Annotated in this window: 11 protein-coding genes and 1 pseudogene; 6 read left to right on the top strand and 6 right to left on the bottom strand. The window is 37.7% G+C overall.

The window, feature by feature from the left end:
- The 3 genes from FH976_RS14445 to FH976_RS14435 all read left to right on the top strand — a co-directional run.
- The coding region (locus FH976_RS14445) for a PrkA family serine protein kinase (RefSeq protein ID WP_194091520.1) at positions 1 to 1084 on the top strand (1084 nt) is incomplete at its 5' end.
- Between the two features lie 94 nt (positions 1085 to 1178).
- Positions 1179 to 2456, top strand: coding sequence for a YeaH/YhbH family protein (locus FH976_RS14440; protein WP_194091519.1), 1278 nt, complete (start codon positions 1179 to 1181; stop codon positions 2454 to 2456).
- Between the two features lie 83 nt (positions 2457 to 2539).
- A complete protein-coding gene (locus FH976_RS14435) occupies positions 2540 to 4117 on the top strand; it encodes a SpoVR family protein (protein ID WP_324187440.1) in 1578 nt (525 codons plus the stop codon).
- 46 nt (positions 4118 to 4163) lie between these two features.
- Here the strand turns inward: FH976_RS14435 and FH976_RS14430 are convergent, their stop codons facing one another.
- From FH976_RS14430 to FH976_RS14415, 4 genes are all read right to left on the bottom strand, one after another.
- Positions 4164 to 4421, bottom strand: a complete 258-nt coding sequence (locus FH976_RS14430) for a restriction endonuclease subunit S (RefSeq protein ID WP_194091521.1) — start codon at positions 4419 to 4421, stop codon at positions 4164 to 4166.
- A 539-nt stretch (positions 4422 to 4960) separates the two neighbouring features.
- A complete protein-coding gene (locus tag FH976_RS14425) occupies positions 4961 to 5488 on the bottom strand; it encodes a hypothetical protein (RefSeq protein ID WP_194091518.1) in 528 nt (175 codons plus the stop codon).
- 7 nt (positions 5489 to 5495) lie between these two features.
- Positions 5496 to 6716 carry a hypothetical protein gene (locus FH976_RS14420; RefSeq protein WP_194091517.1) on the bottom strand — a complete coding sequence of 407 codons (1221 nt, stop codon included), beginning with the start codon at positions 6714 to 6716 and terminating at the stop codon, positions 5496 to 5498.
- A gap of 34 nt (positions 6717 to 6750) precedes the next feature.
- Positions 6751 to 6930, bottom strand: a complete 180-nt coding sequence (locus FH976_RS14415) for a hypothetical protein (protein ID WP_194091516.1) — start codon at positions 6928 to 6930, stop codon at positions 6751 to 6753.
- A 981-nt stretch (positions 6931 to 7911) separates the two neighbouring features.
- On the opposite strand from FH976_RS14415, the gene FH976_RS14410 reads away from it, so the two are divergent.
- Both FH976_RS14410 and FH976_RS14405 read left to right on the top strand, forming a co-directional pair.
- Positions 7912 to 8397, top strand: coding sequence for a hypothetical protein (locus FH976_RS14410; protein ID WP_194091515.1), 486 nt, complete (start codon positions 7912 to 7914; stop codon positions 8395 to 8397).
- Between the two features lie 207 nt (positions 8398 to 8604).
- Positions 8605 to 9165: pseudogene (locus FH976_RS14405) on the top strand (IS110 family RNA-guided transposase); the annotation flags it as partial.
- A 63-nt stretch (positions 9166 to 9228) separates the two neighbouring features.
- Here FH976_RS14405 and FH976_RS14400 read toward each other — a convergent pair.
- Positions 9229 to 10293 carry a hypothetical protein gene (locus tag FH976_RS14400; protein ID WP_194091514.1) on the bottom strand — a complete coding sequence of 355 codons (1065 nt, stop codon included), beginning with the start codon at positions 10291 to 10293 and terminating at the stop codon, positions 9229 to 9231.
- Between the two features lie 493 nt (positions 10294 to 10786).
- Here FH976_RS14400 and FH976_RS14395 point away from each other — a divergent pair, with 493 nt between their 5' ends.
- Positions 10787 to 10990 carry a hypothetical protein gene (locus FH976_RS14395; protein ID WP_194091513.1) on the top strand — a complete coding sequence of 68 codons (204 nt, stop codon included), beginning with the start codon at positions 10787 to 10789 and terminating at the stop codon, positions 10988 to 10990.
- Between the two features lie 204 nt (positions 10991 to 11194).
- Here the strand turns inward: FH976_RS14395 and FH976_RS14390 are convergent, their stop codons facing one another.
- A complete protein-coding gene (locus FH976_RS14390; RefSeq protein ID WP_194091512.1) occupies positions 11195 to 11407 on the bottom strand; it encodes a hypothetical protein in 213 nt (70 codons plus the stop codon).
- Between the last annotated feature and the right edge of the window lie 371 nt (positions 11408 to 11778).

Here is an 11778-nt window from a genome sequence, read left to right as displayed (position 1 = left end):
TAACGGTACTGAAGGGCTTTCCGCCTTACCGTTTGATGGAATGATCTTAGCGCACTCGAATGAATCAGAGTGGCAAACATTCCGTAATAATAAAAACAACGAGGCTTTTTTAGATCGGGTTTATATTGTGAAAGTACCCTACTGTCTACGATCATCTGAAGAAATCAAAATTTACCAAAAATTGCTTACTCATAGTGAGTTAAACAAAGCGCCTTGCTCACCAAACACATTAGAATTACTCGCTCAGTTCACAATTCTATCGCGCTTAAAAGAGTCAGAAAATTCGTCTTTATATTCAAAAATGCGCGTTTATGATGGTGAAACATTAAAAGATACCGATCCTAAAGCCAAAAGCTATCAAGAGTATCGAGACTATGCTGGCGTAGATGAAGGTATGTCTGGGCTTTCAACTCGTTTCGCGTTTAAGATTCTATCTCGCGTGTTCAACTTTGATCAAAGTGAGGTTGCTGCCAACCCGGTTCACCTTTTCTATGTCATTGAAAAACAAGTCGAGCGTGAGCAATTCCCACAAGAAACAGCAGACAAATATTTAGAGTTTCTCAAAGGCTATCTAGTCCCTAAATATGTTGAATTTATCGGTAAAGAAATTCAAACTGCCTACTTAGAGTCTTACTCAGAATATGGACAAAACATTTTTGACCGCTATGTCACTTATGCCGACTTTTGGATACAAGACCAAGAATATCGTGATCCTGAAACCGGACAATTATTTGACCGTTCCGCACTTAATGATGAACTGGAAAAAATCGAAAAAACCGCTGGTATTAGTAATCCAAAAGATTTTCGAAACGAAATTGTCAACTTTGTCCTTCGTGCTCGCGCAAACAATAATGGTCAAAATCCAGCTTGGACCAGTTATGAAAAACTGCGCACCGTTATTGAGAAAAAAATGTTCTCCAATACCGAAGAGCTATTACCCGTTATTTCCTTTAACGCCAAAACCTCTCAAGACGATCAGAAGAAACACGACAACTTTGTCGCACGTATGATGGAAAAAGGTTACACCAAAAAACAAGTTCGTTTACTAGCAGAATGGTATCTACGTGTGCGTAAGTCATCATAATATTTCAAGTATAGATTAACGTTAGTCCTCACGTGTGGTCTATACATGGCGACATGTGAGTCTTAAGGGCGACGTAAAGTTCTAGGGGAAGACTATGGCACAATTTATTGATAGACGATTGAACGGAAAAAACAAAAGTACCGTCAATCGCCAACGGTTTATTCGCCGTAATAAAGAGCAAATTAAGAAGTCCGTATCTGAGGCGGTAAAGCAACGCTCTATCACCAATACTCAAACAGGTGAAGATATTGCTATTCCATCCAAAGATCTCAATGAGCCTTTTTTTCATCAAGGAAAAGGGGGGATTAAAGAACGCGTTCACCCCGGAAATGATCAATTCATCACAGGAGATAAAATTGATCGCCCGCCAGCTAACGGTGGTGGTTCAGGATCTGGAAAAGGTGAAGCAAGCCAAGATGGAGAAGGTCAAGACGATTTTATCTTCCAAATATCCAAAGATGAATACCTCGATATTTTATTCGAAGACCTTGCCTTACCTAATCTGAAGAAGAATCAAATCAATAAAATCACAGAATGGGAAACTCATCGCGCAGGCTATCAAACTTCTGGCGTTCCCGGCAACTTGGCTATTGTTCGTTCTTTGCAACAATCTCTCGCGCGTCGTACCGCCATGAGCGCCTCTAAACGTAGAAAAATAGCGGAATTAGAATCCATGCTAGATGACATTCTCATGTCTGAACCAGCAAGGCCATTAGAAGAAAATCAAATAAAGCTAGAAATTGAAGAGCTGCGCAAAAAAATAGCCAGCGTGCCTTTTATCGATACCTTTGATTTGCGCTTTAAAAACTATGAGCGTCGCCCTATTCCATCAAGCCAAGCGGTGATGTTTTGCCTAATGGACGTATCAGGTTCCATGGATCAAGCGACCAAAGATATTGCCAAGCGATTTTATGTTTTACTGTATTTATTTTTAACTCGCACTTACCAAAACGTTGAAGTGATCTTTATACGTCATCACACCCAAGCCAAAGAAGTGGATGAACATGAATTTTTCTATTCACAAGAAACCGGCGGAACGATTGTATCCAGCGCCTTAAAAATGATGGGCGATATTATCAAAGATCGTTTTCCAACCAATGAATGGAATATTTACGCCGCGCAAGCTTCAGATGGAGATAACTGGGCTGACGATTCTCCACGCTGCAAAGAGCTATTAGAAAAACAACTTCTGCCTTACTGCCAATATTATTCATATATCGAAATCACTAAACGATCACACCAATCACTTTGGACTGAGTATGAAAAAATGGCTGAGCATTCCGATAATTTTGCCATGAAAAACATCCGTTCCGTGGAAGACATTTTCCCTATTTTCCGTGAACTATTTCAAAAGCAAACCAGCTCACTTTAACAATCAATTCATTCTAACAAGCAACCTGTTTTAGCCAACAATCTATTTTAACGAGCCATTTTAACGAGCATGAGGACTGAATTATGGATAACATGACATCGTCAACGTCGTCAGACACTCAAGCGAACACAGCCAGAAAAACATTATCCACTGGGCCAGACTGGACTTTTGATCTGCTAGAGCAATACCACACCGAAATTAAGCGAATTGCTAAACATTATCGATTAGACACTTATGAAAACCAGATCGAAGTGATCACCGCCGAACAAATGATGGATGCCTATTCCAGTGTTGGCATGCCAATTAATTATCATCATTGGTCGTTCGGCAAAAAATTCATCCAAACCGAGCAAAATTACAAACACGGTCACATGGGACTGGCTTATGAAATCGTCATCAACTCCGATCCTTGTATCGCCTATTTAATGGAAGAAAATACCATCACGATGCAAGCGTTAGTCATGGCGCACGCTTGTTATGGCCACAATTCATTTTTCAAAGGCAACTACCTCTTCCAATCATGGACCGATGCCAGCTCAATCATCGATTATCTGCTTTTCGCTCGCACCTATATTACTGAATGTGAAGAAAAGTATGGTGTCGAAGACGTTGAAAAAATGCTGGATTCTTGTCATGCATTAATGAACTACGGTGTGGACAGATACAAACGCCCTGAAAAAATATCCATTCTAGAAGAAAAAGCACGCCAAGAAGATCGTGAAGCCTACTTACAATCCCAAGTGAATGAACTATGGCGCACTGTGCCTCACTCACATTCAGAAAAAGACACCGAAGAATCACGGTTCCCCAGCGAGCCACAAGAAAACATCCTCTATTTTATAGAAAAACATGCCCCATTATTAGAACCGTGGCAGCGTGAAATTGTTCGCATTGTGCGTAAAGTCAGCCAATATTTTTATCCGCAAAAACAAACCCAAGTGATGAATGAAGGTTGGGCTACATTTTGGCATTACACCATCTTAAATCACTTATACGATGAAGGTTTAGTTGAAGATAAATTCATTTTAGAGTTTTTGCATAACCACACCAATGTGGTCGCACAACCCAATTACAATAGCCCTTACTACAACGGTATAAACCCCTATGCATTAGGCTTTGCCATGTTTCAAGACATCCGCCGCATCTGCGAACACCCGACCGAGGAAGATAAAGAATGGTTTCCTGAATTAGCAGGAACGGATTGGTTAGATGCCGTGCACTTTGCCATGCATAACTTCAAAGATGAAAGCTTCATTAGCCAATATCTTTCACCTAAATTAATCCGCGAATTTAAATTATTTTCAGTACTTGATGATGATAGACGCAACTATATCCAAGTCAGCGCCATTCACAACGAAGGCGGCTACCAAGCCATTCGAGAAAAACTGGCCTCACAATATAACCTAAGTAATCTAGAGCCGAATATCCAAGTCTGGAATGTCAACGTAAGAGGCGATCGTTCATTAATTTTACAGCACATCCCACAAGATAGAGTTCCATTGAACAGTAACTATCCTGAAGTGATGAAACATCTCCATCGCTTATGGGGATTTAATGTCATTTTAGAAGAAGTAAAAGAAACCGGTCATCGTGAAATTTTGGCAACCTGCCCAGAGCCATCCCATCAAAAAGAGTCAAACTCTCTTAATGGGAGCAGTTGATCTAAGCAGGTTTATTAAATTCGCTTTGCAAGCCACACAAACCTGACTATACCGCCTGCTCAACAATCGCATCGGTTAAATGCAGTTGGGTTTGTTGAGATTCGCTCAATTTGGTTTTGAGTTGATCGCAGATAGTCATGAGTTCATCGACTTTGGCTACGATGCGGTTTTGTTCATGTATTGGTGGAATAGGAACCACAGTGCTTGATACTGTATCTACATTAAGATTTGGTTGAGCACCACCAGCTGCCGTATTGCTTCGTAATGCATCGTATGCTTTTTGAAAAAATAGCTTAGGCTGAATTTAATCACAAAAATGCCAGTTGAATGGTGAAAGATAGAGCATAATTAGTAGCACTATTTAGTACCAGCCTGCTTTTGCGATATATTTAAGAGGTAGTTATTGATAAGTGATATTTAGATAGTGATGCTTGTATCGACTTATGTTGCAAACATCAATAGTGATGTTTGCATCAGAAGCTTGCATAACAAAAATAAACAATCAATAACTTACAATCCATTTTGCAATGAAAAGTTGCATAACATTGCAGTAAAAGGTTGCATAAAAATCAACCATAAAAAACCCGTAAGAAAGTTACTTACAGCTCTGAAATATAGCATCTGAATAAACTTAACGTTTTTCGCTACCCACTAACTCATAATTGGACAATTTTGAGTTACCGATTTGACTAATTTAGTAAATTACGGATTAGTTGGTGTATGGGAAAAATAACGCCTTGCTCACCGGCGGAGTAAGTTGGCGTGTGTTTTTGCGTTTTTTTGCAAAAACCGCGACAGCTTACGGAGTCCGCGTGCAGCAACTTGTTAGCCGTATTTTTGAAACTAAGGTGATGTAAGTTCCTTCATAATGGTTTTATCTGGTTTCACCTTAAATGGCTTGCCAACATTTGGATATACAACAATTCTTAATGTCGATAGTGAATACTTATGAAGATATTCTTTCTTAAAGTTCTGTAGCCAATTTATATCACCATTATTAATTTTTAAGAACATGCTCGCTGTTTCATTTTCACCAAGCTTACATGGAAAACTTGAGGATTTATTGAGGTCAATATATTTATGTCCAATGCCAATATTCGTTTTTTTAAACAGCCCTACTTGAAATGAAATACACATAAGGCTATTTAAAAATACTGTTCTATATCCAGTATTTGTGATATTTATTGCTAAATACTCTTCATCAGCTCCATTTTCATTAAAAATAAAAATTCCAGAAGAAACAGTTAGAGCAATTTTTCGTGTTGAATATGAAATATATAGCGAAACACAAACAGCCAGAAATGTCCCTATGGCTGAGAACCAAGGGGCAAAGGTGTTAATGAACTTCCATTCTTCTATAGTTATACACATAGTCAATTTAATACGTTGTTGAAGTACAATTCACACCACCATACGTCCCATTACAGTTAGTGTATGTCGTTTTTGGTGTGTTCTTTCGTATATTGTCCCCCAATTCTTTTAATGATTGATTAATGCTATTCCAAGCTTCTTGATTCCTTTCAGCCTCGGCTTGTTTTTGTTTAGCAATCAATAACTCATATTGGCGCTGCTGCTCTCTTTTTTGTTGCTTTAGAATATTTATTTGTGCCAATTTTTCATCTATTTTTATCTTTATCTCAGATGAGTCATTGCATATATTCTTATATTCTTTATCATCCATAAAATCGACTGACTTTGATTCTTTACAAATCCGATTCATGTATTGTTTTTTTACTTTTAGAGCATATTTCTGTGCATTAAGAGCTTTTACCCCAGCATCATTTATTTCACTTTGTACTGAACCTATTTTTAGAAAGTAGCTGTTAGGTAACTGTACTCGCCTTACCATACTGCCATTGCTCATTTCACCTGAAGCTGTTGCACCAGATTTTGGTGTGGAAAACCCAAAGCCATTTGCCTTTCCCTTATAGTTCATAAAGAAATTATATTTATTTTGCTCAAACTCATTATTCGACATATCATAAAGAACATAAGAAAAATTCGGATATTGTTTATACTGGAGAATATTATCGTTAAATGGTGACTTCATGGTGATTAACCTATATTGTATTTCCTTGGAACCAAAAAAACCATATTGATAATTAATATCAAAATTGAAATTATCTTCATTAATTGTTGTTTCAACAAAATACCCATTACTAATATCACCTTCTTGAGTTTTGTTATCTAACTGGTCTGTTTGAATAAAATATTCCGGTTCTTCTTCTTTACCTTTATATATTGCCAAAGCCTCCATATTCAAAACAGTTGCTCGCTCAAACTCTCTGCCTAAGCCGTTGGCATATCCATTTTTACAGTCCCCATCCCAATATATTTTATAATTAGGATCTAGAGTTCTGTCATCACCTTTTGAAACGCCAACATATACCTTACAGGGGGGCTTTTTATTTGCAGGTTGAACCCATTTGATTACAGATTGATCAGAAAAATCATTTTTTAACTGTTCATATTCAGCTAAATATCTTTTTTCATACTTGAATGCTTCATCATCGCTAATGAGCGGTAATTTGGGCGTGGAAGAGCACCCTGAAATGATTATAAAAAACATTGGTAAGAGGTAAGTACTTCTATTATTCATGGTGAATTCCATTGTTGAATTTGGTGCTGAACGGCTAACGCCCCGAATAACCTGCGCGAACACGCGCTTTGGCAGGGACTGCCAGCGAGTTTGCGTCAGGCCACGCAGTGGCGAAGTTGATTGGCTTGTTAGCAGCCGCATAGCGTGCAACTGCCTGAATTATTTGATGAATGAACAAACTGTGCGAACTCCTTTTGCATTGTGTGACTGACATTCCGTTGCCTCTTTACTTAAAGTGATTGATGATTTTAATTGACCAACTTACCGGTTAGCCTGCACCGATTTTTCCGCCAGTTCAAGACTAAAATGCCAACCGCTTTACACACCACGTTCAGTTACAAACACAGAAAAGGAATTGGCCTGCTAACAATTTAATAGACGGAAAAAATCCGTATAGTCTTTCCGTCTATCTTCCCAGTCACTTTTTGTAACAGCAAGCTAAACAACTAAATTTATTCATAAAGTAAGATTTATCTCATACTTACTCAGCATAAAATGCGGAAATAATCCGTATAATTCACTAAAGCCAACTCATGGTGAAGAACTGTGAATTTACTCAATACCTAAAACTAGCCAAAAAGCCAGAGCCATATTTCAGATTCATGCGTATTTAGCTTTCTAACTCAAAACCCAATTATTCTAATTTCAAGCTATGCGAGATTAGCAACATGTAGCATGAGGAAATATATGGAAAAAGAAAATCATTGTAGTCGTTGCAAGGTTACTGGCTAACGCATTTTGGGGCATTTTTGAGCTAGAAAATGCCACGTGTAAAAAATCAGGTCGTGATGTTTTTGGACAAAAGCTTCTTAGAACAATAAAGAGACTCTTAAATGAGCCTTTCACATAAACCCTACTGGGGCATCATACTGTAAAAGTTCTCACTCAGCAGTGCTTAGTTCTGTCACAAAGTTATAGCCCGATTTCTGGGTAAACTGGTGAGAGTAAGTGCTTAAAAACGCTCCTAGAGCGATTTGAATGCGTCAGGTGGGCATTTTGATGTGCTAAGTCGGCTATTTACCATATTGTGCATAATGACTACCCATTTTTTTTTGGGGTGTAGTGCGTGTTTTTGATGCCTAACGTCACTATTTACCATAATAAACACTAGTTTATTATGGGGGGGGGTATACTTAACTAGTTTTATATGATGAACTTGTGCTCATCATATTGGAGTAGTAAGGATTTTATAAAAATGAAAGTTAAAGCATTAATTTTGCTGTCTTTTTGCGGCCTATTGTCAGCTTGTGGTGGCAGTAGTGGTGGCAGTAGTGGCGACAGTAAACATTGCTCCGATGAGAATATCGTAGAAGTTCGTGAACAGGAACAGTGGCGTAACTTTACCTTCCAAGTGAATAACTGTAACGATATTACATATACGGCAATTCATTATGTATTTACAGATTTACCGAACCGAGTTACGTATAATGATGGCGTATCTGAATGGTATTTATCGCGCTCTTCTAGCAATTTAGGAACTTTAACTAATACAGACCCAAGCGATGGGGTTACTTATGTGTATAAGTGGTCTTCTGAATTTGAAGAGTTTAGTAAAACTGATAATGACGGTTACTTCGAGTGGATTCATTCCGAACATCAAGAATACTCAAAAGTTTACACGATGTATTTTGATTTTGAGGAGCTTCATAATGAAGCGATGAAAAATGCAACTAAAGTTTAGTTTTAGTTCTAATAGAGATTAGTGCGAAGCGAACCTAGATTCAGATATAGCCATTCGTTTTATTTACCATGTGGTACGCTGTAAGTACCAAGAACTAGAGGCTGATTATCAGCCTCTTTTGCTATCCGTCTAACAAGCTTAATGAGATGGTACGTCCCTCCCTACAACTAAACTTGAACTGGTTTAGTTTTTGAAGGAAAGTACCAAATGAATAATTCACACATTATCGGAATCGATTTAAGTAAGAATTATTTTCATTTAGTTGGTCATTACCAAGCTGGGCATCGGCTATTTAAGAAAAAGCTTACTCGCCATAAATTACTAGAGTTCTTATCGTTCCATGAGCCTGTAATTATAGCTATGGAGTCATGTGGAGGATCTCATTGGCTTGCTCGAAAGTGTGCTGAGTTTGGTCATACTGCCAAGCTAATCCCACCTCAATATGTAAAACCTTACGTTAAAACCAATAAAAATGATTTTATCGATGCTGATGCTATTGCGGAAGCAGCTTCGCGGCCAACGATGAGGTTCACTTCGGCAAAAACAGAGTCAGCTCAGGTTATCTCAACTATTCGGAAAATTCGTAACGGGTATATTAGAGAGCGCACCGCTTGTATGAATCGAATCGGTTCAATCCTTCTTGAGTTCGGGATTAGTTTGCCAAAAGGACACACTAGTATGAAAGGTTTATTCCAATGGCTAGTGGATAAGAATCAACACCATCCTCCTTTAATAATTTTTGAATTGAGTGAATTACATGAACACTATCAAAACTGATCCTGATTCTAAAAAAAATCAAGCATCTTCAATGATCACAGGTATAAAGGGTTATTACGGTGTTTCATCCCCTTTTTGATATAAGAATGGTTCAGTATTTATTAAAAAGTTGACGGTTATATCATCTCTAGAATCATGTACTTTTTTCTCTATATCTTCGGGGGTAGTTGTGCCCCAATAGTTTAAGGTTGCATCGATAGTACCAGTTACATTTACATTTCCTCGTAACTTCCCTATGTCTGTAAAGTCATTTCCTTTTATAGTTATGTTACTACTGCTAACCCATACAAATTCAGGAACTATAACCGTGTTATCAACGAAATCACCAGATATAGTAATATCGTAGCTAGGATTTGTAGACTCGATTTTTGTTCGGTATGTTTTACCACTGAACGTTCCTGAGAATGTATGGTTAATTAAGAAATAACTATCATAGAATTCTTGTTCGAATCGACTCATATATCCCATAGCGCCAGAGTAGTGAACTGAATGGAATGTAACCTTACCATTGTTATTGATACTACTAAAATGAACGTTTTCGATGATGATCGGGTTTTCTTCTGTACCATTAGCGACAATCTCACCTTCAATTTCCCAAAAAGCATCATAAGTATTTATCGTCTCGCCTATGATAGTGACGCCTTTCTCTATTGTAACGACAACATTATTGGCTACCTGAGGCCTGTCACTTCTTATAATATAAGGTGAACCTAATTTACTGAGCGTAGCGTCTTGGGTGTATATGTTATTAAATAGAGTGCCCACATTTATATTGTCTGATACTGCAGTTAGACCGCCTTCATTTTCACCACTTAACGTTATCTCATAAACGCCTGTAGTATCAGAACTAAATTCAGCTTGGCAGTTTCCTAAATCTGTAATTAAAGGTGAACTTTCTTCAGGGCTAGATGTTACCGCCCAATCACAAGAGCCAGAACTATCAGTTCCTTGGATCTGAATAATGTCACCTGAAACAATATTTTTTTTTGTGACATTTAAAGTTACTTCTGGTGGTTCATGAGGAACAGTTGGTGAGTCAGGAGAAGCAGAGGAAGAATCACTTCCACAACCGATTAATAATATTGACAGTGGAATTACGGGAATAAGTTTTATCATCATGATCTTATTTCTATTTAATAGTATGTTATGTCACATCATACTATTAAATTGTGATATATGCGATTGAACATAACACTCGTTGTACGCACCGAAAATTAGAGGCTGATCATCAGCCTCTTTTGCTATCCGTCTAGCAAGGTTTGGGGCAGAACTTTGTTAGCCGCACTTCTCACACAACTCGTCTTTGGAAAGTTGTGAGTTAGTGTCTTTGCTAATTTAGCAAGTCATAAATAACTACAGATATTGCAAAGTGAATTTTGAAGAGCTAGTGCGATGAGTGCGTAAAATCGCACTAGCTAACAGGTTCAATTGAGGTTCGCACTAAGTGCCGTTATGGTAAATCGAGTGCCTACTCACAACGAAGTTTTGTTCAATATCATTTAATAATGTATACAGTATGCTATTGTCGGAGGACTGTTCGTAATCACAGCATAGTCGAACTAACACAAAGCTCGATATGTACTACATTTTTTAAAATCTACAGGAGCATCTTTTGGCTATTATTTCACTTATTTTAAGCTTGGCTGTGCTTATTGGTTTTTTCATAATTGTGAGTCGCTTAGGAAAAATTCTAGCGCACACAAAAAGCAGTGCTGATGGTATTAAACGATTAGTACATATTCAGGAAGAACTACATGAATTAACACTCCAGCAAGCAAAGTTAATCCAAGTAATTTCAAATAAAAGTGACAAGTAAACTGACACGCCATTGATCTTATAGTTTTAAAAGAACTCATTCGGAGAGTGTTATGAGCCAGTAAAACTGGCCATAAGCCTCGACAGCAAAGAACGGCTCCAAATCTGGAACCGTTCGTACCTAAATCTATGTTCGAACTAAGTCAACTTGCCCGCGTTAAATGACAGTGACGCAGTAACTAAAAACACCTACTAAGGTGAAGGTCTATTTGCAGACTTCTTTCATTTTATTAAAAGCATTTATAGTTGCTTTAGCTGCACCTGACTTATCAGTAGAAAGCGCATAATTCTTCTGAGTGTAACGCCAATGTTCAGTGGCTGATTTACATAATAGATCATCTTTGTCCTCAGGTAATAATGTAAGTATGACCGCAGCAAGTGTCAGACATGTGAAGAATATTTTGAGATAGATATGCATATACAGTCCTTCCTTTAGAAGAGGAACAAACCACGCAAGGGTCAAATACCACAAGCATAAAATCAGTATTACTTAGCACGAGTATAACGAAAAAAACAGCACATACAATACTGCGTCTTAATACTGAAAATCCTCTAATTTCATGCAGTAAACGTAGCTAAAAGAGATGTGAACTCTAATAGGTAATATAAGTAAAAAACACCAAACAAAAAACATTGTGTTTTCGTTGATAAAGAATTAACAACCAACAAAAGACCACCAGCTTCCTTCAGAACTTCAGCTAAATATTTCATAATCACCTCTCAAATCAACAAGGTAATTATCTCAAATGAGATACCATCTAAGCACGTGAGAATTTCAAATTTTAGGTC

The sequence above is a fragment of the Vibrio hibernica genome (genome assembly GCF_015223435.1).
Taxonomy (GTDB): Bacteria; Pseudomonadota; Gammaproteobacteria; order Enterobacterales; family Vibrionaceae; genus Vibrio; species Vibrio hibernica.
This window is presented reverse-complemented; position numbering and strand designations above follow the sequence as displayed.

Excerpts from the sequence above, each read along its gene's own strand:
- FH976_RS14400 (WP_194091514.1), bottom strand. The coding sequence starts at position 10,293 with ATGATGATAAAACTTATTCCCGTAATTCCACTGTCAATATTATTAATC.
- FH976_RS14415 (WP_194091516.1), bottom strand. The coding sequence starts at position 6,930 with ATGTCAGTCACACAATGCAAAAGGAGTTCGCACAGTTTGTTCATTCAT.
- FH976_RS14425 (WP_194091518.1), bottom strand. The coding sequence starts at position 5,488 with ATGTGTATAACTATAGAAGAATGGAAGTTCATTAACACCTTTGCCCCT.
- FH976_RS14390 (WP_194091512.1), bottom strand. The coding sequence starts at position 11,407 with ATGCATATCTATCTCAAAATATTCTTCACATGTCTGACACTTGCTGCG.
- FH976_RS14440 (WP_194091519.1), top strand. The coding sequence starts at position 1,179 with ATGGCACAATTTATTGATAGACGATTGAACGGAAAAAACAAAAGTACC.
- FH976_RS14435 (WP_324187440.1), top strand. The coding sequence starts at position 2,540 with ATGGATAACATGACATCGTCAACGTCGTCAGACACTCAAGCGAACACA.
- FH976_RS14410 (WP_194091515.1), top strand. The coding sequence starts at position 7,912 with ATGAAAGTTAAAGCATTAATTTTGCTGTCTTTTTGCGGCCTATTGTCA.
- FH976_RS14420 (WP_194091517.1), bottom strand. The coding sequence starts at position 6,716 with ATGAATAATAGAAGTACTTACCTCTTACCAATGTTTTTTATAATCATT.